Source organism: Lentzea sp. JNUCC 0626, assembly GCF_043632865.1.
GTDB lineage: Bacteria > Actinomycetota > Actinomycetes > Mycobacteriales > Pseudonocardiaceae > Lentzea.
This window is the reverse complement of sequence record NZ_CP171635.1, coordinates 8,053,581-8,080,324: the sequence shown is the minus strand read 5'-3', so window position 1 is coordinate 8,080,324 and position 26,744 is coordinate 8,053,581. Positions and strand designations below refer to the sequence as shown.

The following is a 26,744-nucleotide window of genomic DNA, read 5'->3' as shown; positions in this document are numbered from 1 at the left end:
TCTGATCAGTTGTTGTCGGCTGAGATCTCCACCAGCACGCCGTCGGCGACCATCTCCTCGATCGCCTTCGGCAGCAGGTAGGCCGTGCCGCCACCGGGCTGCTCGAACCACGGCACGGCCACGCCCGTCAGCACCTCGAGCGGCCGTCGCAACCGGTACACGCGGTACGGCCGGTTGATCCACGACGGCACGAGGCTGCGTTCCGGGAACGGCGTGCCCGCCACGTAGACGAGGTTGCCGGACTGGTCGCCGTAGCGGTCGATCTCGGTGCCCGCCGGCAGTTCGAACATCTGCTTGTGGCGGAACAGCGTCAGCGGCGGCTCGCCGGCGAGCGGCGAGATCGGGAACTTCCGCTTCGACGGTTCCTCCTGCGCCACCGCGGCGGCAACGGGCGACGGGGCCTGCTGCGGTGCGGGCGGCACCGGTTGCACCTGGGTAGGCGCTGCCTGCGGAGCCATCGGCTGCACCTGCGTCGGTGCTGCCTGCGGCGGCTTCGGCGGGGCCTGCTGGACCTGTGTCGGTGCCTGGGCCTGCGGCATCGGCGGGCGCTGGGGCGGGACCGGGCGGCGCGGCTCCTCGCGGAAGCCGTTGGCCATCGGCCGCTGCGGCTGGGGTGCCCGCGGGATGGTGCGGAAGTTGCCCAGGACCAGCTTGCCGACCAGGTACGCCGACGCGTCCTCGACCTTCTCGAACCTCACCGGGCTCTTCGGGCCGTGGTCGAACCAGCACACCTCCCAGCTGTCGCCGTCGAGGCGCAGCGTCCAGGTGCGGTCGGCGGGCTCGCCGATGCGGAACACGCCGTGCGGCACGTTCAGGTCGTCGAGCGCACGGCGGGTGCCCGCGAGTTCGCGGTCCTCCTCCGGCGTGATCTGCCGCGGCGGCCTGACCGGTTCCGGCTCGGGTTCGGGCTCGGGTTCCGGTTCGGGCTCGGGTTCCTGCTCCGGTTCGGGCTTGTGCGCGGCGACCAGGGCCGAGTCGAAGACCGCGGTCTCCTCGGACCGGGTCGGTGCCGGGACCGGGGCGGGCGGCAGCGGTTCGGGCTCGGGTTCCGGCTCGAAGTGATCGTCGAGCTGCGCGTCGATGCGCTGCTCGAACAGCTCGGGTTCCTGCTCGAACTTGGTCGCCTCGAAGGAGGTCGTGGACTCGATCTCCTCCTCCGCGAGGTCCGGCTCGTCCGCCGTCACCTCGACGGCGGGCACGACCGGGTGCTCCTCGGTGACCTCGGCCTGGCTCTCGGCCGGCTCCTCGATGACCGGGCTCCACGCCATCGTGTCCTGCATGGCGTCACGCGGGCGTTCCTCGGTCTCCGCGTCCAGGTGGTCGGTGAGCTCGGCCTCGCGGTGGTGCGTGAGGAGTTCGGGCTCGCGGTGGTGCGTGAGGAGCTCGGGTTCGTCCGGGCCTGCTGTGGGGATCTCGGGTTCGGGGTCCACGTGGGGAAGTTCGTCGGCGGGGGCCGGTTCGGTTTCCTCGGGCTCCGGCTCGGTCTCGAACTTCGGCGGCTCGAAGGTGCGGTCCGCGAACTTCGAGGGCTCGGGCTTGCGCTCGTCGAACTTCCGCTCGTCGAACGCCGGGGCCTCGGCCTGCTGCGCCTCGAACTGCGGCGCCTCGAACTTCCGGTCTTCGAACTTCCGGTCCTCGGGCCTGCGCTCCTCGAACTTCGGGGCCGCGGCCTGCTTGACCTCGAACGTCCGGTCCTCGAGTTCGCGGTCCTCGAACTTCCGGGCCTCCGGCTCGGGCGCCTTCTCCTGCACGGGCTCGGCGACCGCGACGACCGGTTCCGGCTCGTCCGCGTGCGGCGCGAAGAGGTCCATGCCGGCGCCGTAGGTGTCGCGCAACGTCCGTTCGTCGACCGTGTCCGGAACGCCGTCGGAGTCGAAGACCACCCGGTACGGCGGACCGTCGCCGGCCATCGGCGGGACGACCGGCGCGGGCGGCACGACCGGCTTGACCGGTTCCTCGGAGATCGGCGGCTCCGGGTAGAGGGGCTCGAAGTCGTACTCCTCCTCCGGCTCCTCCTGCTGCGCCTTCGGAGGCTGTGGGGCCTTCGGGGGCTGCTGGGCCTCGAACTTCGGGGCGACGACGAACTGCGTCGCGTCCGCAGCGGCCTCGGGCTCCGGCTGGGCCTTCGCCTGGGGCTTCGGTTCCGGCTCGGCGGGCACCGGCACGACGGTGCCCGGAGGCGCGGCGGGAGCACCCAGGTTCGCCGCGGCGGCGAGCCTCGACTCCTCGCTCACCTCGGGCAGCGTGAAGCCCGCGGCCCGCGCGCGTTCGACCAGCTCGGGCTCGGGCGGCACGCCGTACTTGCGCAGGTAGTACGAGACTCCGGCGGGCCAGATCCACGCACCGTCCGTCTGGAACCCGGACGGCACGACCGGCGGCGCGTCCGGGTGCAGCACGTCGTTGTCGAAGCCGCGACCGGCCACGGCGACCGGCGCGTTCGACAGGTACGTGAGCAGCGGCGCGACCTCGGGCTCGGGCACCGGCGGGCGGTTGACCGACGGACGACCGTTCGGTCCGGCACCGTCGAACACGCGGACGGTCCGGAACACCGGCGTCGGCGGGTTCAGCCGGCGGCGCAACCAGTCCGGGATGTTCTCCTCGGCACGCGGGAAGAACCGCATCTCGTCGACGTAGGCCTGCTGCGGAGGTGGCGTCTGCCAGCTCGGCTCCGCGCGGTCGAAGTCGAGGTTGTAGCTCGACGGGTGGTCGAGCTGGTACCTGGCGTTGGTCCAGCTGCCGCGACCCTCGCGGTGCATGCCGGCACGAAGGCGCGCGAACAGCGAGGCGGCCTCCTGGGGCGCCTGCCACGAGCGCTTCGAGCCGTCCTGCAGCTTGAGCTCGGCCTCCAGTTCGAAGTACCGGCCGGTGGCTCGGTACTGCGCGATGACGCTTCGCCAGTCCTCTGGTGCGGCCCGCATCAGAGTCAGGCCGATCTGCTTAACCAGAGCGTCCTGCTCGGTAGGGTTCAACGGCTTCGGCTCGGACACGCCAACATCTTCCCCCGCAACTCGCCGGATCGCACACGTCCCCCGCCACTGCGCCGAACGGTGGAGACCCGACCATAACGCGGCGGACGTGCATGCTTAAAGCCGATCAAGGACACGTTCGTCCGGTCTGGAGGGCTAGTGACGCGGTCCGCGCAGGTGACCGGTGGTCTGCTGGCCGCGGCCGGTGGAGTGGCCATCGCGGTCCAGGCTCGCGTCAACGGAACGCTCGCCACCGAACTCGGCAACGGGCTGCTGGCGGCGTTGATCTCCTTCGGTGGCGGGTGGTTCGTGCTGCTCGCGGTGGTCCTGTCGCGACAGTCCGGGCGGAACGGCCTCTTGCGACTGCGCGACGCGCTGCGGCACCGGCGCATCCGGTGGTGGGAGTGCATCGGTGGCATCAGCGGCGCCGTGCTCGTGGGGTCGCAGGGGCTCGCCGTCGCGACCATCGGTGTGGCGGTGTTCACGGTCGCGGTGGTGATCGGGCAGGTCGTGAGCAGCATGGTCATCGACAACCTCGGGGTCGGCCCCGGCGAGCCGAAGGCGATTACTAAGACCCGTGTCGTCGGAGCGGCCGTCGGTGTTATCGCCGTCATGATCGCGGTGTCCGACCGGTTCGCGGCACCGGGCGGGTTGTGGCTCGCGGTGCTGCCGCTCGCCGCCGGTCTGCTGATGGGCTGGCAGCAGGCGGTGAACGGGCTGGTGCGCGAGGCCGCAGATCACTCGACGGCGACGATCCTGATCAACTTCAGCGTGGGCACGGCGGCGTTGCTGCTGGTCAACGCCGTGACGTGGAGCGGCGTGCCCGGAGCGTTCCCGGACGGCTGGTGGCTCTACCTCGGCGGACTGCTCGGCATCGTCGGCGTGGGCGGCGCGATCGTGTCGGTGCGGTTCATCGGCGTGCTGATGGTCGGGTTGTGCGGCGTGTGCGGGCAGCTCGTCGGGGCCGTGCTGCTCGACGCGGTGAGCGGGCACCTGGCGTTGCCGACGGCGATCGGCGTGGTGCTGACGCTGGTGTCGGTGGGCGTGGCCGCGCTGCCCAGTGGGAGGATGAGGACGTGACTGCGACGCTGCTCAACGGCAACGAAACCCGGAACGCGCTGTTCGAGGACCTGAAGGCGCGGGTCGCCGCGCTGCCCGGCTCCGTCGGTCTCGCCACCGTGCTGGTCGGCGACGACCCCGGTTCGCACTCCTACGTCAAGGGCAAGCACCGCGCGTGCGAGAAGGTCGGCATCAAGTCGATCCGGCGCGACCTGCCCGAGGAGACCACGCAGGAGGAGCTCGAGGCCGTCATCGACGAGCTGAACGCGAACCCCGAGGTCACCGCGTACATCGTCCAGCTGCCGCTGCCCAAGCACCTCAACGCGAACGCGATCCTGGAGCGGATCGACCCCGCGAAGGACGGCGACGGCCTGCACCCGGTCAACCTCGGCAAGCTCGTGCTCGGCGAGGACGCGGCGCTGCCCGCGACCCCGCGCGGCATCGTGGAGCTGCTGCGCCGCTACGACGTGCCGATCTCGGGCGCGAACGTCACGGTCGTCGGCCGCGGCGTCACCGTGGGCCGCCCGATCGGCCTGCTGCTGACCCGCCGCTCCGAGAACGCCACCGTGACGTTGTGCCACACCGGCACCAAGGACCTGGCGGCGGAGGTGCGCCGCGCGGACATCGTCATCGCGGGCGCCGGCAGCCCCGGCCTGATCACCGCGGACATGGTCAAGCCCGGCGCGGCCGTGGTCGACGTCGGCATCACCCGCACCGAGGCCGGTCTCGTCGGCGACGTGGCCCCCGAGGTGCGCGAGGTGGCCGGCTGGCTCGCCCCGATCCCCGGCGGCGCCGGCCCGATGACCGTCGCGATGCTGCTCACCAACACCGTCGAAGCCGCCGAGCGCGCTCATGCAGCGGTCTGACGCGCAGGCGCTCATGGGTGAGACCAGCTGGCGTTCCGGTCCTGGCAAGCACCTGCCGTTCGCGCTGGTGCTCGGGATCGGCGCGCTCGGACTGGTGCGGATCTTCCAGTACCACTGGCGGCAGGGCGCCGTGCTGCTCGGCGTGTCGTTGCTGGTCGCGGCCGTGCTGCGGATCCTCGTGACCGACGAGCAGGCCGGTCTGATCAAGATCCGCGGGCGCGGCATGGACGCGTTCCTGTACTCGACGCTGGGCATCGTGGTGATCGCCGTCGCGCTGACGATCACCGGCGGGCCGCTCAGCCGATAGCGCGGTCCACCATGACCTCGACCAGGTCGTCGAGGTCCATGGTGGCCACCACGTCCGGCAGCGTCAGCCGTTCGTAGATCAACCCCGTCATCGCGAAGTAGAGCGAGACGACGGTCATGCGGTCGCCCGGCAGCTTCGCCTCCTCGTTGAACGCGACGTTGGCCTCGATGTTGTCGGCGATCGTCTTCGTGAGCGCGTGCCGGATCTCCGGCCTCCTCGTGGCCTCCAGCCGCAGCTCCATCATCGCGAGGTAGCAGGCCTTGTCGGCGTCCGCCCGCTTGATGATGTCGTGCATGAACTTGACCGTGAGCGACCTGTCGCGCGGTGCGCTGAGCGATTCGGCCACTGACTCGTCGGACGGCATGAGCCTCGCGTGCACCCGCGTCATCACCTCGGACATCAGGTCGTCGCGGTTCGCGAAGTAGTTCGACGCGGTGCCCGGCGGGGTCGCGGCCTTCGCGTCGATCGCGCGGTAGGTCAGCCCCCGCGCGCCCTCCTCCGCCAGCACGTCGATCGCCGCGTCGAGCAACGCGGTGCGCCTTGCCTCGTTCCTGACCACGTCTCCTCCTTGACAACCACTACAGACATAGTACTACAGTTGTCGTGGTTGTTCCGAGTCCAAGGGGGACCTCGTTATGCGAAAGCTCGTGTACTACGTCGCCGTCACGCTCGACGGTTTCATCGCGGCCGAGGACGGCACCTTCGACGGCTTCATCTTCGAAGGCGACCACATGGCCGGCATCAACGCGCACTACCCGGACACGGTGCCGACGCAGTTCCGCGCGGCGGTCGAACTCGCGGACGCGCCCAACCAGCACTTCGACACGGTGCTGATGGGCCGCCACACCTACCAGGTCCCCGGCGGCCTGGCCTCGCCGTACGCGCACCTGCGCCAGTTCGTCGTGACGTCCGCGGACCTCGACACCCCTGCCGACGTCGAGGTCGTGCGCGAGGACGTCGTCGGCCGCGTCCAGGCCCTGAAGGCCGAGGACGGCCTCGACATCTGGCTGTGCGGCGGCGGCAAGCTGGCCGCCACCCTGCTGCCGGAGATCGACAGGCTGCTGCTCAAGATCCACCCGGTGGTGTTCGGGCGTGGCATCCCGTTGTTCGACGGAAAGGCCGACATCCGCAAGTTCGCGCGCACCGATGCGACGCTGTTCGAGAGCGGAGTTTCGTTCATGACTTACGACCGCGTTTGAGAAAATGATTGACGGGCGCCTCGTGCGCCCGCAATACTTGTGCCACGCACCGAACGGGAAGGGGAATCGCCATGATGGGCTTGCAGCACCGACGCCTCTCGGGCGACTGCCCCGTGCGACCGTTCGTGCGGCTGTTTGCGCAGGTGAGCTCCTTGTAGTGGCGTGCTGTTCGGCCACCACCAGGAGCCGCCCGTCGGGAAACCGACAGGCGGCTCTTTTGTTGTGCATTTCTAATTCTTGCCCTTGTAGCTCAATGGAGAGAGTGCGGCGCTACGAACGCCGAGATTCAGGTTCGACTCCTGGCAGGGGTACTCGCGGATGCGAGGGAGACGGCAACCCGCCTCATTTGGGATGAGGAAACACCGCGTTCGACTCGCGGGCATCCGACTGGTTTCACCGTTAGACCCGGTGTCCTCTGAAGTGCTGGTGGCAGCACGCCCGACTGTTACGCGGGAGGACCAGGTTCGAATCCTGGCAGGGGAACGACGAAGGGGGCGTGTCCCGCGGATCTGGCCGCGGAACACGCCCCTTCACCGTTCCCTAGCTGGAGTAGTAGTCGAACGAGTAGTAGGTGTAGGCGGACAGCGAGCCGTCAGCCTTGCGCGCGGCCACCTTGACCTGGTGCGTCCCGTAGGAGGCCGGCGCGTACGTCGTGGTCCCGACGCCTCCGGTCGCCGCAACGGTCGTGTCCCCCACCACCACGGTCCCCCAACGACTCACCGAGTACACGTACTCCGTGACTCCGGGCACCGCCGAGGTGAAGGTGAACGTGCCGGGCCTGTTCAGCGGGCCGGTGTTGGACTCGCCCGACTTGTACTCGGCCGAACTGACCACCGGCGCGTCGCTGATCGTGAACGAGTACGTGTTGTTGCCCGACCTCACCCCGGCCGCGGTGCGGGTGACGGCGATCAGGTAGATCTGCCCCGCCTTGGTCGGCGTCCACTCGATCGTCGCGGTGCCGTCGGCCCCGACCGGCGTCACGTGCTCACGTCCGTCGAGCGTGTACACGAACTCGGTGGCGCGCGGCTGGTTCGCCTTCAGCTTGAACGTGCCACTGCGCCACGGGACGGCAGGCCACGTCGGGAAGTCCGCCGAGCTGACGTCCGGGTGGTTCGTGATGCCGAACATCGCACTGCCCTCGATGGACCAGATGCCCGCCGCGTTGCGCACGCGGCCGATCACCCACTGGCCACCGAGCGCGTCCGCGGCGGTGAACGTCGCGGTCGCCCTGCCGTCCGGGCCTGCCGCGACCTGGTACCTGGTGGCGCGGTCGTAGCTCAGCCAGTACTCGTACTCGACCGGGTTCTCCATGGACGTGCTGAACGTGACGGTGCCCAGCTCCTCCGGGTGCGCGCCGCCCGTCACGGTCATGTTCGGCGCCGCTCCGTCGACCGACATCGACGTGTAGGACTCCGTCGACGTGGTCCCCGCGGCGTCCAAGCTGACCGCGTGCAACGACTTGAGCTGGTACTCGGTCGTGGTCAGGGTGGCGGTCGCGGTGCCGTCGGCACCCGCCCGCACCACCACCGGCTCGGTCTTCGTGTCGTCCCAGCGGGTCAACCAGTAGCGGTGCTCGACGGCGCCGGGCAGTCGCGGCTTGAACGTCAGCGTCGTGACCGAGCCGATCCGGAAGCGGTCGAAGGTCACCCGCGGCGCGCTGTCGACCTTGAACCTGTGCTCGCGGAGCACCGACCTCTCGCCCGTGGAGCTGACGCTCTGCACCTTGAGGACGTTGAAGTCACCCTTGGCGGGGGTGAAGCTGATGCGCGCCTTGCGTTCGGCGTTCGCGGCGACGGTCTGCTCGGGACCGTCGTTGAAGCGGTAGACGAAGCTCGCGACGTCCGGCAGGTACGAGGTGAGGTCGAAGTCGCCGGCGACGCCGATGCCGCCGTCCCAGCTCGTGCCGTCCGCGGGGTAGCGGGCGGAGAAGACCACAGGCCTGTTCTCGAGGACGTTGAAGTCGTACGAGGGCGGGTACTGGGCGTAGTTCCCGGCCCGGTCGATCGTGTCGACCTGGAGGTAGTGGTAGCCGTTGTTCTGCGGCGTGAAGCTGATCGTCACCGGGCCGCCCAGCTCGGCGGGGCTGACGTACGTGTAGTCGGACGTGCCGCTGAAGCGGTAGCGGTACTGCGCGACGTCCGGCGACGGCGACGCGATCGTGAAGTCACCGGGCACGCCGACACCGCCACCAGCGGTCCAGCCCTTCGGATAGACGGCGGACGTCACGGTCGCGACGACCGGACGCGTGCGGTCGACGGTCAGGTAGCAGGGGGCCGTCTCGTCGGAGGACGAGGTGCCGTCGTGCGCCTTCAACGTCCACGCGTACGTGCCCTCGGTCTTGTACCAGTCCGGCACCTGCGCGTGCGTGGTGCCGTCCGGCCACACCGGCCAGCGCACGGACTGACGGGCGGCCGGGTCGTCCACCGGCCACGTCGAGTACTCGACCTCGGCCCCCTCGCCGGCGCCGGCCACCTTCGCGCTGAACACGACCGCGCGGGCGTCGTTCAGCCCGTCCGGGTTCAGGTAGGTGCCGGGAGAAACGGGATCGCAGGGAAGGGCGGACTTGCCCTGCCGTTCGATCTTCAGGTCGGTCGGCAACGCCGGTGCGGCGGCCAGCGCGGGCGTCGTCACGACTCCGGCTGCCAGCGTGGCAGCGGTCAGGGACAGCAGCGTTCTTCGCCACCAGGTCATGAAATCCCCCAGATCAGATCAGGTGTCGCCGAATGATTGCACGACACCGGGTCTGCCCGACCTGGTTTTCCGGCGGACCGGGACCGGTCAGCGGAAGTCGCGCGACTTCGACGGGATGCGCAGGTCGAGGTGCTGCAACCGGTCCGCCAGCAGGCTGACCACGCCCTCCGCCGACTCCACCACTCCCCGCACCAGCATCGCGCCGCTGCCCCGCGCCACCCTCCGGTACCGCGCCCACAACCCCGGCGAGCACACGACGTTCACCATCCCGGTCTCGTCCTCGATGTTGAGGAACGTGACGCCGCCCGCCGTCGCCGGGCGTTGGCGGTGCGTCACGGCGCCGCCGATCAGCACCCGCGTGCCGGGTTCGATGTCGGCCAGCGCGTTCACCGGCAGCGCGCCCATTCCGTCCAATGTGGACCGCACGAACTGGGTCGGGAAGCTGTCCGGGGACAGGCCGGTGGCCCAGACGTCCGCCACGGCCAGTTCGACGTCGTCCATGCCGGGCAACGCGGGCGCGTCGACGCCGACCACGGTGCCGGGCAGGCGGTCCGGCCTGATCGCGGCCACGGCACCGGCCGCCCAGAGTGCCTCGCGGCGTTCGAGACCGAAGCAGGCGAACGCGCCGGCGGTGGCCAGCGCCTCGACCTGGGCCGCGGTGAGCTGCACGTGCGTGCCGAAGTCCTCCATGTCGCGGAATGGTTGTGCCGCAACGATTCGCTCGGCGTCAGCATCGCCGACACCGCGCACGACGGCCAAGCCGATGCGCACGGCGTTGCGGCCCTCGAACGGTTCCAGGCCCGCCCACGGCAGCGAGCGGTTCACACACGGGCCGTGCACCGTCACGCCGTGGCGGCGGGCGTCGATCACCAGCGACTGCGGTGAGTAGAAGCCCATCGGCTGCGCCCGCAGCAGGGCCGCGCAGAACGCCGCCGGGTAGTAGAGCTTGAACCACGCGCTCACGAACACCAGGTGCGCGAACGACAGCGCATGGCTTTCCGGGAAGCCGAAGTTGGCGAACGCCAACAACTTCGCGTAGATCCGTCCGGCCAGTTCCTCGCCGATGTCGTTGGCCGCGCAGCCCTCGTAGAAGCGCTCGCGCAGGCGTTCCATCCGGGCGGTCGACCGCTTCGCGCCCATCGCGCGGCGCAGTTCGTCGGCCTCGGCGGCGGTGAAGCCGCCCACGTCGACCGCGATCTGCATGAGCTGTTCCTGGAACAACGGCACGCCGTAGGTCTTCTTGAGGGCGTTCTCCAGCAACGGGTGGTCGTAGTCCCACTTCTCGACCTCGTTGCGGCGCCTGATGTACGGATGCACCGAGCCGCCCTGGATCGGGCCGGGTCTGATCAGCGCGACCTCGACGACCAGGTCGTAGAACTCGCGCGGCTTGAGGCGCGGCAGCGTCGCCATCTGCGCGCGGCTCTCCACCTGGAAGACGCCCACGGAGTCGGCTTTCTGCAACATGTCGTAGACAGCGGAGTCGGCGAGGTCGATCTCGCCCATGTCGACGTCGACGCCCTCGTGGTCGCGGACGAGGTCGATGGCGTAGTGCAGCGCCGAGAGCATGCCGAGGCCGAGCAGGTCGAACTTCACCAGGCCGATGGACGCGCAGTCGTCCTTGTCCCACTGGAGAACCGTGCGCTTGGCCATGCGCGCCTTCTCGACCGGGCACACCTCGCTGACGGCGCGGTCGCAGATCACCATGCCGCCGGAGTGGATGCCGAGGTGGCGCGGGAAGTTCTCCAGCTGCGCGGAGAGTTCCAGCACGTCCCGCGGGATGTCGCAGTCGTCGGTGGTGGTGCCGAGCGGTCCCCACCTGTCTATCTGCTTGCTCCACGCGTCCTGCTGACCCGGCGAGTGGCCGAGCGCGCGGGCCATGTCGCGCACCGCTGACCGCGCGCGGTACGTGATGACGTTCGCGACCTGCGCCGCGTGCCTGCGGCCGTACTTCTCGTAGACGTGCTGGATGACCTCCTCGCGCCGGTCCGACTCGATGTCGACGTCGATGTCGGGCGGGCCGTCGCGGGCGGGCGCGAGGAACCGTTCGAAGAGCAGGTCGAACCGGACGGCGTCGACGTTGGTGATGCCGAGCGCGAAGCACACCGCCGAGTTCGCCGCGCTGCCCCTGCCCTGGCAGAGGATGTCGTTCTCCCGGCAGAAGTTCACGATGTCGTGCACGACCAGGAAGTAGCCGGGGAAGCCGAGCTGCTCGATGATCCTCAGCTCGTGCTCGATCTGCCGGAACGCCTTCTCGTTGCGGTCGGGGTACCTGCGGTGCGCGCCTTCGTAGGTGAGTTCGCGCAGCCAGCTGATCTCGGTGTGGCCCTGGGGCACGTCGAACGGCGGCAGCTTCGGCGCGACCAGCCGCAGGTCGAACGCCAGTTGCATGCCGAGCAAAGCGGCGTTGTGCACGGCGCCCGGGAAACGCCGGAACCGGTGGAACATCTCCTCGCCGCTGCGCAGGAACGCGGCGGGGGACGGCGGCAGCCAGCCCGCCATGTCGTCGAGGCTGCTTCGCGCGCGCACGGCGGCCATCGCGGCGGCGAGCCTGCCCCGGCTCGGGGTGGCGTAGTGGACCGCGTTCGTGGCCACGACCGGGAGCTGCAGGTGCTGCGCCATGGCGTTGAGGAGGTCGTTGCGCCTGCTGTCCTCCGGCAGGCCGTGATCGGTCAGCTCGACGTGGACGCGGCCCCGGCCGAACATGTCGGTGAGCCGCACGATCTCCTCGAACGCCGCCTCCGGCCCCTCTCTCGCGAGCGCTCTTCGGACGGTTCCCTTGCGGCAGCCCGTGAGCACCACGACGTCGCCCTTGGTGTCGGCGAGGATCTGGTCGATGTCGTAGACGGGTTTGCCCTTCTCGGCGTTGTCGTCGAGGTGGCCGGTGGTGAGCGTGCGGCACAGCGCGTGATAGCCCTCCTGCTTGCGCGCCAACAGGAGCAGGTGGTCGCCCTCGGGGTCCGGTTCGCCGTTGGCGGGCCTGGACAGGCCGATGCTCAGCTCGGCGCCGAACACCGTGTGCATGCCGAGTTCCTTGGCGGCCTCGGCGAAGCGGACCACGCCGTACATGCCGTCGTGGTCCGTGATCGCGATGGCGTCGAGCTTGAGCCGTTGCGCCTCCTCGACCAGCTCCTCCGGGTGGCTCGCGCCGTCGAGCCAGCTGAAGTTGCTGTGGCAGTGCAACTCCGCGTACGGCACGCGCTTGCGGGAGGCCGCCATCTCGTCGGCGTGCAGCGCGAACCCCTGCGGGGCGGTGTAGCGGTCGCGGTGTCTTCCCCACCCCGGACCGTCACCACCGTCGGGTTTCTGCTCGTAGGGCTTGCCCGAGAGCGCGCGCTCCAGTTCCCGCCAGCGGACCGGAGGGTTATTCCAGCCCATCTTTCTCCTTGCGCGGCAACGGGATCAGGGCCTCCAGCAGATCCCAGTACTCGTCCTTCATCAGTCGTACACCCCTTCCAGAAACCACCTCTGGTCCCTGCGGATCAGCAGGAACGCCTGGTCGTTCGTCTGCACCTGCACGCGCGCGGCCCGATGCGGGTCCGGCGCCCACCACCGTTCGTCGACCGGCCACGGCCCGGCCCACGCGGTGATCTCTTCGGTTCTTCCTCTGACCGTCAGCGTTCTCGGTCTCGCGGTGAGTTCGAGCCGTCCGGTGACGCCCACCTCCTGGCCGGTGTCGTCCTTCAGCTGCGCGGGGTCGTCCGCGAGCGTCGCCGGTGCCCTGGCGAGCCGGCCGGGCCACGGGTGATCGGGGTTGTGCGCGGGCGTTTTCTCGTCGCCCCACGGCACCAGCCTGACCTGCTCCTTCGGTCCCCTGCCGCCGTCGATCACCGGGGTCAGCACGGCGTCGGGACCGAGCAGCCCCTGGACGTGCAGGAGCGCGCGCACGGCCCGTTCGTCGTCGTGGCCCCACAACCCGAGCTGCAACGCCGTGCCGTCGACGACCTCGACCGGTTCGAGGGTGAGCGTGCGGATGCCGGACGTGAGGCGTTCGCGGGTGAGCCAGCCGTCGAGCTGCCACCGCACCCGATCGGCGATTCCCCTGGGCGTCAACGGTTCCGCGGCCCGCCACACCCGGTGCAGCTCCTCGTCGTTCTCGGTGCGCGCCAGGATGCCGAGCTTGGTGCACGCGAGACTGCGGGCGGCGAGGTTCTCGTGCAACCGCTCGGCCAGGTGCCGTGCCGCGAACGCCGCCGCGTCGATCCGCGCGATCGGCTCGTCGAAGGTCTCCTGCGCGGCGAGTTCCGGCGCGGGCCTGCGCTTGTCGAGCGGCCGCTCCGGCAACCCGCGCGCCAGCCGGTGCTGCCGGACCGCCGGCCCGCCGAACCGCGACGCCACCGCGCTCTCCGGCACCTCGGCGAACGCGCCGAGCGTCTTCAGCCCGAGCCTTCTGAGCAGATCGACCAACTCGGGCGCGTCGAGTTCGTGCACCCCCAACGGTTTCAGGAACTCGGCGGTGCGCTCCGGCGGCACGATCACGTTGCGGTGGGCGGCTTTCGTGGCCGCGAACAGGCTGTCCGCCACCCCGATCTGCGCCTCGGTGCCGGTCCTGGTGGCGATGTGGTCGACGATGCGTTCGGCCGCCAGCTCGGCCGTCTTGAAGTACCCGACCGGCCCCTGCGCCGGCACCGCCACCAGCCCCGGATGCACGACCTCGATGCCGGGCGCGAGCTCCTCCACCGCTTCGGCCACCGGCTCGAAGAACCGGGCGTCGCGCTGCGGGTCGTGCTCGAACGTCACCAGCTCAGGACACATCGCCTCGGCCGCCCGCTTGCGCATCGTTCTGCGGATGCCCTCTTTGCGCGCGACGGCCGAGGTGGAGACGATCTCGTTGCCGTCGAGCACGGCCACCGGGACGTCGAGGGCGGTGGCCGTGGCGGTGCAGGCGGCGATGACGGGCCAGTCGGGGCACCAGACGGTGAGCAGGCGGAAGTCCTTCACGCGGACGGACTCTCGGCTGGGGGCTGCTGGGCGAGTTTGACCAGTCGCTCGATGGCGGCGGCCCGGCGTGCGGTGAGCTCGTCGCTCACGGGCCCGGCCATGCCTCGGTTCCTTGCCACGCCGTGGTTCCCGGCGGTATCAGCCCGCCTGGCGGCCGGTTCGTCGGCCCGCTCCGGACCGGCATCAGCCGGCTCGTCGGAGCGGGTCGGTCCACCGGCCGCCAGCGGGAGTTCGATTTCTTCTTCGCCGAACGTCAGCAGCACGTGCTTGCCCCGGCCCGCTGCTCCCCGGCCGGCGCTGCGCACGCTGATCTGTTGGTGGCGCAGGGTTTCGGCGCCGTCGTCGAGGGGGTTCCAGGTGACGGACTCCGCCGTCAGCTCCACGTCCGCCGCGGGCCAGGTGCCCCAGGCGATGAGCACGGCTCTGCGTTGGCGGGCTCGTGCCGTCAGGCGGCGGGCCAGGGAAGGAGGGAGCGGGCAGGCGACGGCCACCACGTCCATGCCGTCGAGGAGGGCCGCGATGACCGGGCCCGGATCCGTGCCAGGGCTGGGAATCAGGGCCAGGCGTTGCACCGCCACGCCCAGTTCGGCCGCGGCCAGGACGCCCACCTGCGGCAGACCGACCACGGCGGCCCAGCAGCCGTCCGCGGTCGCGCCCGCCAGCAGGGCGAGCAGCAACGATGTCGATCCGCCCACCGACACCGTGCTGCCACGCCGCAAGCCGCCCCACGGGAGCAGGCCCGCCAGTTCCCCGCGAACCGGCAGGACCCGCCCCGTGGCGTGGTCGGTGGTGGTGCTGGTCAGCTCGCTGGCCGGGTTCACCCCGAGCGCGGCCAACGACGCCGTTGCCGACCTGGACACTCCACCCACCTCCCGTCTCGGACCGTGCGCACCCCTGTGCACGGCCGCCGCGGGAAGTTCGGCGACTTGCTTATTCGAACTGTTGTTCGAACGAACGGGATGATCGTAGCGCGAGTTTCCGTCGGGGTGCAATGCCGAACGCCACCCACATGGGTGAATCAAATGGATCACTCACCGCACCCGTGCGACCACGCTGCGAGCACGCATCTGGTCGGACTGGGCCACACGGGGCCGGAAGGTCAACTACGGTGGCGCGGATGTCGCAAAACCGATGAGGACCACCGTGAACGCACCGCAGGGCTGGCAGCAGCAGGGCTGGCAGCAACAACCGCAGCCAGGACCGGGCCACCCGCAGCAGGGGCAGCCCCACCCGAACCAGGGCCACCCACCCCAAGGTCACCCGCAGCAGGGCTATCCGCAGGGCCACCAGGGCTACCCACCGCAGCCGCCCAAGAAGGGCAAGGGTCCGCTCATCGCCATCGCGATCGTGGCAGCGGTCCTGCTCCTCGGCGGAATCGGCACCGGCGGTTTCTTCTTCTTCAACGCCCGCAAGGATCAGGGCCTCCCGCAGCGCAGCGACGCCATCCCGGAGAAGTGCGCCAGCGTCTCCCCGGAGACCCTGGCGAAGGCCCGCACCACCAACCCGGACGGCCAGCGCTCCAGCCAGCCGCAGGCCAACACCACGAACTGCCACTGGGACCAGACCGAGGGCAAGGACAGCCCCGGCTACCGGATGCTGCGGGTCCAGATCTGGGACGGCGCGGGCAAGTTCGAGGACATGGTCCGCATGGTCACCTCCACCGGTCCGGCCAAGGAAGTCAGCGGGATCAACGGTTTCGGCGACGAGGCCAAGGGCTTCGTGACCGAACGCCCCGGCGAGTCCGTCGTCGAGTACGCGCTCGCGGCGCGCAAGGGCGACCACTGCGTCCTGATCGAGTACAGCGGCTCGGATCCCGGGCTGTTCAGCCTGACCAAGCCCGACACGGCCCAACTCGGGGACGTCGCGAAGTCCGTCATGAACGACGTGCTGGGCAAGCTGTGAACCAACCGCCTCCGCACGGCTGGCACCAGCAGCAGGGCTACCCACCACCGAACTGGGGTCCACCGCCCCGGAAGAGCAAGGCCCCGCTGGTCATCGCCATCATCGTCGGTCTGCTGGTGCTCGCCGTCGCCGGCACCGGGCTCGTGGTCTACCTCAACGTCAACAAGGACGGCGGCGACGAGAGGCGCGCGGACAAACTGCCCGCGTTGTGCGGCAACGTCTCCGAGCAGGCACTGGCCAAGGCGCGCACCACGAATCCGAACGGCCTGATGTCCCGCGAGACCAAGCTGTCCAAGGGCATCCGCACGACCTGCTCGTGGAACCAGACCCGCGGCACCGACGGCAGCGGCCACCGCACCACCGACGTCTCCGTCACCAACGAGCGGGAAGAGGCCGAGTCCGCCTTCAGCCGCGCCATCTCGATGTACATGGGCACCACCCAGGGCAGGCCCTTGCAGAAGCCGCTGAAAGACCTCGGCGACGAGGCCGTGGTGGTCCTGGTGGAGACGAAGTCGGCCTTCACCGAGATGACGGTCCTGGTGCGCAAGGGTGAGCTGATCGTCAGGGTCGAGCACTCGGGCTGGGACGCGGGGCTGTTCGCCAACACGAAGCCGGACCCGGCGGAGTTCGAGGCAGCCGCGACGCAGATCGCCAGGGAGATGGTTCAGAAGCTGTGAAAAAGGGGCCGCTCCCCCGACGGAAGCGGCCCCTTCTCCGAGCAACGAGGCTCAGTGGGCGAAGTGACGCGTGCCCGTCAGGTACAGCGTGACGCCTGCCTTCTCGGCGGCGGCGATGACCTCGGGGTCGCGCACCGAACCGCCGGGCTGCACGACCGCGCGCACACCGGCCTCCAGCAGCACCTCGAGGCCGTCCGGGAACGGGAAGAACGCGTCGGACGCGCCGACCGCGCCCTGGGCCCGCTCACCGGCGCGCTTCACCGCGAGGTGCGACGAGTCGACCCGGTTGACCTGGCCCATGCCGACGCCGACGGTCGCGCCGTTGTTGGCCAGCAGGATCGCGTTCGACTTCACGGCGCGGATGGCGCGCCACGCGAACTCCAGGTCCGCCAGGGTCTGCTCGTCCGCGGGCTTGCCGCAGGCGAGGGTCCAGGAAGCGGGCGAGTCGCCGGACGCGTCGATGGCGTCGCGCTGCTGCAAGAGCAGGCCGCCGGACACCGGGCGCATCTCGGCGCCACCACGCGCGGGCGGCTCGGCCACGAGGATGCGCACGTTCTTCTTGCGCTGCAACACCTCGACCGCACCGTCCTCATAGGACGGAGCGATGACGACCTCGGTGAAGATCTCCGAGACGAACTCGGCCATCTCCACGGTGACCTCGCGGTTCGAGGCGATGATGCCGCCGAACGCGCTGACCGGGTCGCACTCGTGCGCCTTGCGGTGCGCGTCCGCGATGCTCAGCTCGGACACCGCGATGCCGCACGGGTTGGCGTGCTTGATGATCGCGACGCACGGCAGTTCGTGGTCCCAGGCGGCCCGCCACGCGGCGTCGCCGTCGAGGAAGTTGTTGTACGACATCTCCTTGCCGTGCAACTGCTGCGCCGACGCCAGGCCCACCCGGCCGTCACCCTGGACGTACAGAGCGGCGTTCTGGTGCGGGTTCTCGCCGTAGCGCAGCACGTTGGAGCGGTTCCAGGTCGCGCCGACCCAGCCCGGGAAGCCGCTGCCCTCGTCGTCCGGCGCGAGCACGTTGCCCATCCAGGAGGCGACGGCCACGTCGTAGGAAGCGGTGTGGCGGAAGGCATCGGCGGCCAGGTGCTGCCGGGCGGCCATCGTGAAGCCGCCCTCGCGGACGTTCTCCAGCACCCAGTCGTAGCGGGCCGGGTCGACGACCACGGCGACGTTCGCGTGGTTCTTCGCCGACGCGCGGACCATCGCGGGGCCGCCGATGTCGATCTGCTCGACGCAGTCGTCCGGGGACGCGCCCGACGCGACGGTCTGCGTGAACGGGTACAGGTTCACGACCAGCAGGTCGAACGGCGCGATGTCCATCTCGCGCAGCTGCTCGACGTGCGAGTCCTTGCGCAGGTCGGCCAGCAGACCGGCGTGCACGCGCGGGTGCAGCGTCTTCACCCGGCCGTCGAGGCACTCGGGGAACCCGGTGACCTGCTCGACCGGCGTCACCGGGACGCCCGCGTCGGCCAGCACCTTGGCGGTGCCGCCGGTGGACACGATCTCGACTCCGGCCGCGTGCAGGCCGGTGGCCAGTTCCAGCAGGCCGGCCTTGTCGGAGACCCCGATCAGGGCCCGGCGGACCGGTCGCCTCTCGGCAGGAGTGCTCACGGAATGCTCACCTTTCGTCCGTTCACGGTGCAGCCCTCACGGGCCAGCCGGCCGACCGTCTCGACGAGCAGCCGGCGTTCGACGACCTTGATGCGTTCGTGCAGGGTTTCCTCGGTGTCGCCGGGTTCGACGGCCACGGCCTCCTGCGCGAGGATCGGGCCCGTGTCGACGCCCGCGTCGACCAGGTGCACCGTCGATCCGGTGACGTGCACGCCGTAGGCCAGCGCGTCACGGACGGGGTGCGCACCGGGGAACGCCGGCAGCAGCGCGGGGTGGGTGTTGATCATCCGGCCGCCGAAGCGGGCGAGGAAGCGCTCGCCGATGATCTTCATGAACCCGGCGGACACGACGAGGTCAGGCTCGTGGGACGCGACGGCCTCGGTGAGCGCGGCGTCCCACGCGTCGCGGTCGGCGTGGTCGCGCAGCTTCACGGCGAAGTGGGGCACTCCGGCGCGTTCGGCGCGCTTGAGGCCCTCGATGTTCTCGCGGTCGGCGCCGACGGCGACCACCTCGATGGGCAGATCGGCGTCCAGCAACGCCTGCATGAGGGTTCCGGAACCGGAGACGAGTACGACGACGCGCGCCGGTGTCGGAAGCCGAAGTTCGGTGCTCAGCGTCTACTCCTGGGCGTGGCGTGGTGTTGCAGCAGCTCAGGGGCAGTTTAGGCCGTCACCGTTCCGGCTTGGCGTCCAGGTCCTCCTCGGGCTCCATGCCCAGCATTTCGTCGAACTCCGCATCGAGGTCTTCCTCGTCCGCCGCAGCGGGTTCCTCGTCCTCGTCGAGCGGTTCTTCGTCGTCCTCGAACTCTTCGTCGTCTGCGAGTTCGTCCGCGAGTTCGTCCTCGGGTTCGTCCTCTTCGTCGAGCTCTTCCTCGTACTCGTCTTCGTCGTAGTAGTCGTCGTCTTCAAGGTCCTCTTCGACCTCGAACTCGTCCTCGTCCACGACCTCGAGCTGTTCGAACTGGTCGGTGAGCTCGTCGTCCTCGAACACGACGTCCGGGTCGACGGCCTCGGCGTCCTCGTCGAAGTCCGGGTCCACGAACTCAGTGGCACCAGCGGCGGCCGCCACCTTCGTGCGGTTGCCACCGAGCCATGCCACCAGCGCACCCGGCACCAGCACCCACACCAGCACGGCCATCGCGAGCAGGCCCGCGGGCACCGTCACGGGGTCGAACGCGCCCCCGGCCAGCTTGCCGCCGGCCGTCGCGGCGAGCACCAGGCTGCCGACGGCCGCCGTGATCGCGGCCACCAGCACCGCGCGCACCCGCGAACTCGACCGGTCCGACACCTTGCGGCAGGTCCAGCCCACGACCAGGCCGATCAGCAGGCCGCCGACGAGCACGCCGGGGCTCCACACGACCTCGGTCTCCGGCATGGCCGCGAGCAACGGCACCGGCGGCACGTCGCCGCCGACGAACTTCAGCGGCGACACCTCGACAGCGCCCATCGAGAAGCCCGCGCCCACGACGTAGGAGAAGCCCGCGATGATCGCGTTTGGCAGGTAGGCCAGGCACAGCAGGAACACGCCGAGCCCGACACCGAACGACGGCCCGGCGCCCGCGAACAGCCCGCTGGTCGTCGGCCACGACACCGCGAGCCCGGCGGCCACCGCGAGCGCACCCACGCTGACCAGCGCGAACAACGCCATGAAACCCGCCCGCAGCCCGTGCAGCGCAACGGGGTCGAGCTTGTCGAATACCACCTCGTACAGGCCGCAGCGCCGGGCGACACCGATCGTGGCCGCGATCCCGGACACCGCCGCACACCCGAAGAACGCGACGGCCGGCGTCGCGCGCACGACCCCGTCGCCCATGATCAACGCGATCGCGCCACCGGTGACGGCGTGCGCTCCGGCGATGCTGAGCACGACCCCGCGCGCCTGCAGCGGTTCGTAGAGACCGAGGCGGTCGGCGGTGCCCGCGGCGGTGCGGCCGACCAGCAACATCAGCAACGCGGTCGCGAGCAGCGGCAGCACGCCGAGTTGGCCCGACTCGAAGCGCAACGGCACGTGGTGCGCGGCGAGCCAGGCGGGCGCGGCGGCGCTGAGCACCCCGGACGTGGAGAAGTCGGCGTAGGTGGCCGTCGCGGAGATCAGCGCGAGCACGGCGGCGACCGCGGCGTACCCGACCACCACCGATCCGACCGCGGCGGCGACGAGGACGCGCATGCGTTCGGATCGAGAGAACTCCGGTGGGCGCACGGTGTTGACCTCGCGGGTCACCTCGCGTTGCAGCACGGGCACTTCTCCACTGTGTCAGGCCGCCTGAGCCATTCGGGTCAGGCACGCCGCGTCATGCGAACAGGGGTGGCGCCGGAGAACCGGCACCACCCCTGAAAGGTCGAACGGTGTGCGGACCTTACTGCTGCGGTCCGCCGAAGCCACCGGGCGGCGTGCCCGGTGAGCCGAACTGGCCCGGCTGCGGCATGAAGCTCGTCTGCTGCGGCGGCTGACCCGGCTGCGCGGGCTGCTGCGGCTGCTGACCGAACTGCTGCTGACCGAACGACGGCTGCTGGGCCTGCTGCTGGGGCGCCTGCTGCTGCGGGGCGGCCTGCTGCTGACCGAACTGCTGCTGGCTCTGCTGCGGGAACGCGCCGGACTGCGGGTTCCAGCCGCCCGGCTGCCCCTGCTGCTGACCCGCGTACGGGTTCGCGGGCTTCGGCTCGAGCTTCACGATGCCCTCGGCCATCAGGAACGCGAGCACGATCGCGGCCGTCTCCACCAGCGCCACGATGAGCAGCACGATGTCGAGGCCCTGGATCGACGGCGACTTGATGATGAGCTGCAACTGCAGGAGCGTCTGCACCGCCGCGAGGACCGCCGCGACCGGCACGAAGCCCTTCGGGGTGCTCGGCAGCACGGACAACCCGGCGAGCGCGCCCGCCGCGAGCAGGTAGACCACGTTGCCGCTGCTGACGTCGTCGGCGAACGCGACGAGGTACGCGACCAGACCGAGACCCGCCGCTACCAGCGGGAGGATCTGGGCCAGGTTGATGTTGTTGGCGCCTGGAGCCCCGTGGCCCGCCGGCGGTGCCTGGTGCTGTGCCGGACCCGGCGGCTGCTGTTGGGGTGCGCCGTAAGGCACGGACATGTCGAGGTCTCCTCCTCAAACCAGGGTGCGTCGAGTGACGCTAGCAGTGCGACCCGCTACTAAGACGATGGACCGATCATGTCGGTTCCGCCATACGAGCGAAGGCCGGATTCCGAAGTTACTCGGAATCCGGCCTTCGCGTAGCCGTACGTGTCTGAGATCAGGAACTCAGCAACCTGTGACACTCCTAGAAGCCGAGTTCGTTTGGCCTCAGAGCGACTGCATGATCTCCCGCATCAGCGAGGCGGTCTCGGACGGCGTCTTGCCGACCTTGACGCCGGCGGCCTCGAGGGCCTCCTTCTTCGCCTGCGCGGTGCCCGCCGAGCCGGAGACGATGGCGCCGGCGTGGCCCATGGTCTTGCCCTCGGGAGCGGTGAAGCCCGCGACGTAGCCGACGACCGGCTTGGTCACGTTGTCCTTGATGTACACGGCCGCGCGCTCCTCGGCGTCGCCACCGATCTCACCGATCATCACGATCGCGACGGTCTCGTCGTCGGCCTGGAAGGCCTCGAGGGCGTCGATGTGCGTGGTGCCGATGATCGGGTCGCCACCGATGCCGATCGCGGTGGAGAAACCGAAGTCCTTGAGCTCGTGCATCATCTGGTAGGTCAGGGTGCCGGACTTCGACACCAGACCGATCTTGCCGCTGCCCGCGATGTTCGCGGGGATGATGCCGGCGTTGGACTTCCCAGGGCTGATGATGCCGGGGCAGTTCGGGCCGATGATGCGGGTCTTGTTGCCCGTCGCGACGGCGTGCGCCCAGAAGTACGCGGTGTCGTGCACCGGGATGCCCTCGGTGATGACGACCGCGAGCTCGATCTCGGCGTCGATGGCCTCGACCACGGCGGCCTTGGAGAAGGCCGGCGGGACGAAGATCACGGTCACGTTCGCGCCGGTGGCCTCCATGGCCTCCTTGACGGTGCCGAAGACCGGGAGCACGGTGCCGTCGAAGTCGACCTTCTCGCCCGCCTTGCGCGGGTTCACGCCACCGACGATGTTCGTGCCGGACGCGAGCATGCGCTTGGTGTGCTTGGTGCCTTCGGCACCGGTCATGCCCTGAACGATGACCTTGCTGTTCTCGTTGAGGAAGATAGCCATCTGACTCAGACCCCCGCAGCCGCGAGCTCGGCGGCCTTGGCGGCCGCGTTGTCCATCGTGTCGACAACGGTCACCAGCGGGTGGTTGGCCTCGGCGAGGATCGCGCGGCCCTCCTCCACGTTGTTGCCGTCCAGGCGGACGACGAGCGGCTTGGTGGCCGCGTCGCCGAGGATCTCCAGCGCCTTCACGATGCCGTTGGCCACGGCGTCGCACGCGGTGATGCCACCGAAGACGTTGACGAACACGGAGCGGACGGCCTCGTCGCCGAGGATGACGTCCAGGCCGTTGGCCATGACCTCGGCGGACGCGCCGCCACCGATGTCGAGGAAGTTCGCGGGCTTCACGCCGTACTGCTCACCGGCGTACGCGACGACGTCCAGCGTCGACATGACCAGGCCGGCACCGTTGCCGATGATGCCCACCTCGCCGTCGAGCTTGACGTAGTTGAGGCCCTTCTCCTTGGCCTTCGCCTCGAGGGGGTTCTCCGCGGCCTTGTCGACCAGCTCGGCGTGGGCCGGGTGGCGGAAGTCGGCGTTCTCGTCCAGCGTGACCTTGCCGTCGAGGGCGACGATCTTGCCCTGCGGGTCGCGGACCAGCGGGTTGACCTCGACCAGCGTGGCGTCCTCGGAGACGAAGGTCTCCCAGAGCTTCACGATGGTGTCGACGACCTGGTCCTTGACCTCGGCCGGGAAGTTCGCCGCGTCGGCGATCTCCGTGGCCTTGGCGACGTCGACGCCCTTGATGGCGTCGATGGCGATCTTCGCGAGGGCCTCGGGCTTGGTGGCCGCGACCTCCTCGATGTCCATGCCGCCCTCGACGCTCGCCATGGCGAGGAAGGTGCGGTTGGCGCGGTCGAGGAGGAACGAGAAGTAGTACTCCTCCGCGATGTCGGAGGCGGGCGTCACCAGCACGCGGTGAACGATGTGCCCCTTGATGTCGAGGCCGAGGATGGCGGTCGCCTTCTCCTCGGTCTCCTCGGGGGTGGAAGCGAGCTTCACACCACCGGCCTTGCCGCGGCCGCCGGTCTTCACCTGGGCCTTGACGACGACAGCCTGGCCGAACTTGGCGGCGATGGCCTTGGCGTCGGCGGGGTTGGTAGCCACATCGCCCGGCAGTACCGGGACGCCGTGGGCGGCGAAGAGGTCCTTCGCCTGGTATTCGTACAGGTCCACTCGGGTCTCCTGCGACGTCGGTGTCGGAACACAACACCGCGCCTGGGTGGTCCTCAAGGGGCCAAGCGAACCCACTTGACGCGGCTGGGCCCAGACACTATCGACCTGCGGGTACCGCTCGCACGTCACCACCGGTGAGGTCGGTCTCAACGGCGGTGAGGTCGATCACGCGCACGCGCGCGATATAAGGAAAAGTGATTTGCGGGACACGTTTCAGCGGCTCGCGCGACTGCCCATCAAGCCGGCCGCGACCACCAGAGCCGCGACCGAGGCCAGTGCGAGCCACGTGCCCGGGCCTGCGGTGGCGCCCTCGACGCGGTCGCCGGTGAGCGGCAGTTCGAGTGCGCGGACGCCCATCAGCAGCGCGAGGCCCACGAGTGACGCGGCGCCGCGAGCGGGCCTCGACCGGAACACGGCCACGAGCGTGATGATCAGCACCGTGAGCGAGATCAACAGGGTCCAGGACACGGTGGGGTCGTTGTCCGGGATCAGCGTGGGCGACGTGTACTTGTCGCCGCGCATCGTCGGCAGGGCGAACGCGCCGACCGCGAAGAGGCCCGCGAGCAGGATCGCGCCGAGCTCGGCCACCGGCAGCTGCTCCTTGCGCACCTCGCCGGCGTTCTCCCGTTCCATCGCCGCGGCGAGGCCCGCGCAGGCGAGCGCCAGCAGGCCGAGTGGGAGTTCCATCACCATCAGCCAGAAGCCGGCGCCGGGCTGGGCGACGCCCACCTGACTCGCCGCCGTCACGACCTCGGCGATGCCCGCCGCGGCCAGTTGCATCGCGAAGAACGCTCCGACCAGCGCCGGACGGACGGTCGCGGCCGTTCCCGGCACGAGCAGCAGCACACCGAGCACGCCGAACGCGAGCCCGGCGGCCCACAAGAGGCTCACCGACGCGAGGTCGGGCGCGGGGCCACCGGTGGACAGGGTGAGCTGAGGCAGGAATGCACCGGCGAGCATCGCGGTTGCAGCGAGCACGGCGAAGACGCCGGCGGTGACGTGCATGCGCCCGGGAGTGGGGAGTTCGGGGTCCTGGGTGCCGCGCAGGAGCCGTGCCGCGCGGCCGAGGAGAGGAACGGCGAGCAGCAGAAGCGCGGCGACGAAGGCGAACACCGGACCGGCGGTGATGCCGAGGCCCGTCGCGAAGATGCCGGCGGCCAGCGGTGGAACGACGACGGCGAGCAGGGAGAGGAAGACGCCGAGCGTGCCGCCCTCGCGGGTGTCGGGGTCGGGGGAACTGGCGGCGAACGCGGTGGCGAGGGGGACGGCCACGGCGATCAGCAGGCCGCCGATCAGTCCGACGGCAGGCAGGTCCCAGGGGCTGCGATCGAGCTGGAACGGATCGTTCGAGGCGAACGGCTTGCCCAGCAGGCCGACCGCCGCGACGAGCGCGACGAGCACCGGGATGGTGACCGGGGCCGGACGTTCCGACTCGTCGGCGGGCATGCCGGCGCGACCGGCCGAGAGCGCGCCCGCCGCGATGGTGAAGACGTGCCCGGCGATCAGCAGCCACACGCCCAGTGCCGGGGTGACGGCGACGAGCGTGGCCGGGCGGAAGAGTTCGGGACGCGCGACTTCCATGGCGTCGAGGAAGACCTGCGCGTCGCTCAGCAGCCTGCCGACCGCGAAGACGCCGGTGGCGGCGATCAGTCCGGCGGCCACGAACGGACGGCCGCGCATCAGCAGCACGCCCGCTGCTGCGGGCGGTGCGAGCGCGAGCAGGGCCAGCAACGGCCACGACGCGAAGGCCGGTTCGGCGCCGTCGACCACGCCGAGCAGCGGGCCGAGGGCGAGCAGGAGAGCGCCTGCCGCGGCGAGGGCCCAGGACGTGCGCAGCCTGGCGGCCGCCGGGGTCTGGTTGTCGAGCTCGGTGCGAGTCATCGCGGGCGAACCTAGCAAGACCTGAGTAGCACTGCGTGTGACCTCTGCTGACGTATTAAGACGAAATTCGTTCGCGTGTGGAAAACCTGCGCTGGGTACTCCTAGGTCGTGACTTCATCACTTACCGTCGCTCATATGAGCGACAACGGCCGGTCTTGGCTCACGCGTCTGACTGACGCGGCCCTGGACCGTGCCGGCTGGGGCGTGCACACGGCCCGTGACGTCGCGGAAGAGGTGAAGGTGGCGCTGCGGGCGATGGCCACGCCCGGCGGTGTGCGCGGCGTCGCGATGGAAGCGGCCTGGTTGACGGCCCACGCGGTGCTCTACCCGTGGGGTGCGATCACCGAGCAGCTCCGTCCGGAAGGGCAGTACCGGCACTACCGCACCGACGGCCTCCCGCCCCGCCAGCGCGGGCTGATGGTTTCGGCGATGGACGCGGCGGGCACCCCGATCGTGCTGGTACACGGCATCGGGGACAACCGTTCCGCCTTCGCGGTGCTGTCGGGGGCTCTGCGAAGGCGGGGCTTCGGGGTGGTGCACGCCATCAACTACAGCGTGCTGACGGCGTTGACCGGTGACGTCCGCCGTTCCGCCGCGCTGCTGGGCGCGCACATCGAGCGGATCTGCGAGCAGACCGGATCCGATCAGGTGCACGTGGTCGGCCATTCGCTCGGCGGGCTCATTGCCAGGTACTACGTACAACGGCTGCACGGCGACTCACGCGTTCGCACACTCGTGACCTTGGGGACGCCCCACAGCGGCACGCTCGCCGCCTATCTGATGCCGACACCTCTTACTCGGCAGCTGCGTCCGGGTTCGGAGCTGTTGTCCGAGTTGGCCGAACCGTGCCGACCGTGCCGCACGAAGTTCGTCGTGGTCTGGTCCGAGATGGATCAGATCATCGTGCCTCAGCGCAACGCCCGGCTGGAGCACTCGTCATTACTCGTCGAAGAGCACCAGATACGTGATTCAGGTCACCTTTCTTTGCCGGTTGACACGAGGACCCTTCACGTAGTTGTGACGGCCATCACCCGATCGGATGACTTGTCAACTCACCCCATCGCCGCTGGCGGCGAGGCGTGTCGACCCCCCGGTTTGACCGACAGTCACAGTTGACAGTTGAAACTCGCTGGTTGCCGCCCGTTCGTAGGACATAACGAACTGGGGTTTGCCCTCCGAGGCTGCCCGCCGTTACTGTCCCCGGGTCCGTTGTCACGGTCTGATCACAGAAGGACACCGAGTCAGAACCCCGAATCCTGACTCGCCGGGAATCCCCC

20 protein-coding genes and 2 tRNA genes are annotated in these 26,744 nt (G+C 69.9%); 9 read left to right on the top strand and 13 right to left on the bottom strand.

The features are described from left to right. Window positions 1–5 precede the first annotated feature (5 nt). Window positions 6–2,987, bottom strand: a complete 2,982-nt coding sequence (locus tag JNUCC0626_RS37590) for a TNT domain-containing protein (protein ID WP_394615430.1) — start codon at window positions 2,985–2,987, stop codon at window positions 6–8. A 138-nt stretch (window positions 2,988–3,125) separates the two neighbouring features. On the opposite strand from JNUCC0626_RS37590, the gene JNUCC0626_RS37585 reads away from it, so the two are divergent. From JNUCC0626_RS37585 to JNUCC0626_RS37575, 3 genes are read left to right on the top strand one after another with little or no spacing between them, the layout of a single operon-like run. Further along, the gene (locus JNUCC0626_RS37585; RefSeq protein WP_394615429.1) at window positions 3,126–4,046 is read left to right on the top strand and encodes a DMT family transporter; all 921 of its coding nucleotides are present in this window, start codon (window positions 3,126–3,128) and stop codon (window positions 4,044–4,046) included. After that, window positions 4,043–4,891, top strand: coding sequence for a bifunctional methylenetetrahydrofolate dehydrogenase/methenyltetrahydrofolate cyclohydrolase (locus JNUCC0626_RS37580; RefSeq protein ID WP_394615428.1), 849 nt, complete (start codon window positions 4,043–4,045; stop codon window positions 4,889–4,891). Before JNUCC0626_RS37585 ends, JNUCC0626_RS37580 begins: the two co-directional genes overlap by 4 nt. Further along, on the top strand, window positions 4,878–5,198 hold the full coding sequence (locus JNUCC0626_RS37575) for a DUF3017 domain-containing protein (RefSeq protein WP_394615427.1): 321 nt from the start codon (window positions 4,878–4,880) through the stop codon (window positions 5,196–5,198). Before JNUCC0626_RS37580 ends, JNUCC0626_RS37575 begins: the two co-directional genes overlap by 14 nt. Here the strand turns inward: JNUCC0626_RS37575 and JNUCC0626_RS37570 are convergent. Continuing rightward, complete coding sequence (locus JNUCC0626_RS37570) at window positions 5,188–5,757, bottom strand: TetR/AcrR family transcriptional regulator (protein ID WP_394615426.1); 570 nt, start codon at window positions 5,755–5,757, stop codon at window positions 5,188–5,190. The two genes, JNUCC0626_RS37575 and JNUCC0626_RS37570, sit on opposite strands and share 11 nt — an antisense overlap. 76 nt (window positions 5,758–5,833) lie before the next feature. Here JNUCC0626_RS37570 and JNUCC0626_RS37565 point away from each other — a divergent pair, with 76 nt between their 5' ends. From JNUCC0626_RS37565 to JNUCC0626_RS37555, 3 genes are all read left to right on the top strand, one after another. Continuing rightward, window positions 5,834–6,397: a dihydrofolate reductase family protein gene (locus tag JNUCC0626_RS37565; protein ID WP_394615425.1), complete on the top strand. Its 564-nt coding sequence runs from the start codon at window positions 5,834–5,836 to the stop codon at window positions 6,395–6,397. 239 nt (window positions 6,398–6,636) lie between these two features. Next, window positions 6,637–6,708, top strand: a tRNA-Arg gene (locus JNUCC0626_RS37560). A gap of 100 nt (window positions 6,709–6,808) precedes the next feature. Then, window positions 6,809–6,880: transfer RNA gene (locus JNUCC0626_RS37555), tRNA-Asn, on the top strand. 57 nt (window positions 6,881–6,937) lie between these two features. Here JNUCC0626_RS37555 and JNUCC0626_RS37550 read toward each other — a convergent pair. The 4 genes from JNUCC0626_RS37550 to JNUCC0626_RS37535 form a co-directional block, all read right to left on the bottom strand. Then, window positions 6,938–9,088, bottom strand: coding sequence for a hypothetical protein (locus tag JNUCC0626_RS37550; protein ID WP_394615424.1), 2,151 nt, complete (start codon window positions 9,086–9,088; stop codon window positions 6,938–6,940). An 87-nt stretch (window positions 9,089–9,175) separates the two neighbouring features. Then, the gene (locus tag JNUCC0626_RS37545; protein WP_394615423.1) at window positions 9,176–12,463 is read right to left on the bottom strand and encodes an error-prone DNA polymerase; all 3,288 of its coding nucleotides are present in this window, start codon (window positions 12,461–12,463) and stop codon (window positions 9,176–9,178) included. A 60-nt stretch (window positions 12,464–12,523) separates the two neighbouring features. Further along, complete coding sequence (locus JNUCC0626_RS37540) at window positions 12,524–14,026, bottom strand: DNA polymerase Y family protein (RefSeq protein WP_394615422.1); 1,503 nt, start codon at window positions 14,024–14,026, stop codon at window positions 12,524–12,526. After that, complete coding sequence (locus tag JNUCC0626_RS37535) at window positions 14,023–14,886, bottom strand: hypothetical protein (protein WP_394615421.1); 864 nt, start codon at window positions 14,884–14,886, stop codon at window positions 14,023–14,025. Before JNUCC0626_RS37535 ends, JNUCC0626_RS37540 begins: the two co-directional genes overlap by 4 nt. Before the next feature lie 271 nt (window positions 14,887–15,157). On the opposite strand from JNUCC0626_RS37535, the gene JNUCC0626_RS37530 reads away from it, so the two are divergent. Together JNUCC0626_RS37530 and JNUCC0626_RS37525 are read left to right on the top strand one after the other, a co-directional pair. Next, window positions 15,158–15,928 carry a hypothetical protein gene (locus JNUCC0626_RS37530; RefSeq protein ID WP_394615420.1) on the top strand — a complete coding sequence of 257 codons (771 nt, stop codon included), beginning with the start codon at window positions 15,158–15,160 and terminating at the stop codon, window positions 15,926–15,928. After that, on the top strand, window positions 15,925–16,605 hold the full coding sequence (locus tag JNUCC0626_RS37525) for a hypothetical protein (protein ID WP_394615419.1): 681 nt from the start codon (window positions 15,925–15,927) through the stop codon (window positions 16,603–16,605). Before JNUCC0626_RS37530 ends, JNUCC0626_RS37525 begins: the two co-directional genes overlap by 4 nt. 51 nt (window positions 16,606–16,656) lie before the next feature. On the opposite strand, the gene purH is transcribed toward JNUCC0626_RS37525, so the two are convergent. The 7 genes from purH to JNUCC0626_RS37490 form a co-directional block, all read right to left on the bottom strand. After that, on the bottom strand, window positions 16,657–18,228 hold the full coding sequence (purH, locus tag JNUCC0626_RS37520) for a bifunctional phosphoribosylaminoimidazolecarboxamide formyltransferase/IMP cyclohydrolase (protein ID WP_394615418.1): 1,572 nt from the start codon (window positions 18,226–18,228) through the stop codon (window positions 16,657–16,659). After that, window positions 18,225–18,842: a phosphoribosylglycinamide formyltransferase gene (gene purN, locus JNUCC0626_RS37515; protein ID WP_394622188.1), complete on the bottom strand. Its 618-nt coding sequence runs from the start codon at window positions 18,840–18,842 to the stop codon at window positions 18,225–18,227. Before purN ends, purH begins: the two co-directional genes overlap by 4 nt. A gap of 55 nt (window positions 18,843–18,897) precedes the next feature. Continuing rightward, on the bottom strand, window positions 18,898–20,469 hold the full coding sequence (locus tag JNUCC0626_RS37510; protein WP_394615417.1) for a cell division protein PerM: 1,572 nt from the start codon (window positions 20,467–20,469) through the stop codon (window positions 18,898–18,900). Between the two features lie 115 nt (window positions 20,470–20,584). Beyond that, window positions 20,585–21,316, bottom strand: coding sequence for a DUF5336 domain-containing protein (locus JNUCC0626_RS37505; RefSeq protein ID WP_394615416.1), 732 nt, complete (start codon window positions 21,314–21,316; stop codon window positions 20,585–20,587). A gap of 210 nt (window positions 21,317–21,526) precedes the next feature. Then, window positions 21,527–22,414, bottom strand: coding sequence for a succinate--CoA ligase subunit alpha (sucD, locus tag JNUCC0626_RS37500; RefSeq protein ID WP_394615415.1), 888 nt, complete (start codon window positions 22,412–22,414; stop codon window positions 21,527–21,529). A gap of 5 nt (window positions 22,415–22,419) precedes the next feature. After that, window positions 22,420–23,586, bottom strand: coding sequence for an ADP-forming succinate--CoA ligase subunit beta (gene sucC, locus JNUCC0626_RS37495; protein WP_394615414.1), 1,167 nt, complete (start codon window positions 23,584–23,586; stop codon window positions 22,420–22,422). A 213-nt stretch (window positions 23,587–23,799) separates the two neighbouring features. Continuing rightward, window positions 23,800–25,467, bottom strand: a complete 1,668-nt coding sequence (locus JNUCC0626_RS37490) for a hypothetical protein (RefSeq protein ID WP_394615413.1) — start codon at window positions 25,465–25,467, stop codon at window positions 23,800–23,802. Window positions 25,468–25,602: 135 nt separating this feature from the next. On the opposite strand from JNUCC0626_RS37490, the gene JNUCC0626_RS37485 reads away from it, so the two are divergent. Then, a complete protein-coding gene (locus JNUCC0626_RS37485; RefSeq protein ID WP_394615412.1) occupies window positions 25,603–26,583 on the top strand; it encodes an esterase/lipase family protein in 981 nt (326 codons plus the stop codon). Window positions 26,584–26,744 lie beyond the last annotated feature (161 nt).

Excerpts from the sequence above, each read along its gene's own strand:
- JNUCC0626_RS37575 (WP_394615427.1), top strand. The coding sequence starts at position 4,878 with ATGCAGCGGTCTGACGCGCAGGCGCTCATGGGTGAGACCAGCTGGCGT.
- JNUCC0626_RS37565 (WP_394615425.1), top strand. The coding sequence starts at position 5,834 with ATGCGAAAGCTCGTGTACTACGTCGCCGTCACGCTCGACGGTTTCATC.
- JNUCC0626_RS37550 (WP_394615424.1), bottom strand. The coding sequence starts at position 9,088 with ATGACCTGGTGGCGAAGAACGCTGCTGTCCCTGACCGCTGCCACGCTG.
- JNUCC0626_RS37545 (WP_394615423.1), bottom strand. The coding sequence starts at position 12,463 with ATGGGCTGGAATAACCCTCCGGTCCGCTGGCGGGAACTGGAGCGCGCG.
- JNUCC0626_RS37530 (WP_394615420.1), top strand. The coding sequence starts at position 15,158 with ATGAGGACCACCGTGAACGCACCGCAGGGCTGGCAGCAGCAGGGCTGG.
- JNUCC0626_RS37505 (WP_394615416.1), bottom strand. The coding sequence starts at position 21,316 with ATGTCCGTGCCTTACGGCGCACCCCAACAGCAGCCGCCGGGTCCGGCA.
- sucD (WP_394615415.1), bottom strand. The coding sequence starts at position 22,414 with ATGGCTATCTTCCTCAACGAGAACAGCAAGGTCATCGTTCAGGGCATG.
- JNUCC0626_RS37490 (WP_394615413.1), bottom strand. The coding sequence starts at position 25,467 with ATGACTCGCACCGAGCTCGACAACCAGACCCCGGCGGCCGCCAGGCTG.
- JNUCC0626_RS37485 (WP_394615412.1), top strand. The coding sequence starts at position 25,603 with ATGAGCGACAACGGCCGGTCTTGGCTCACGCGTCTGACTGACGCGGCC.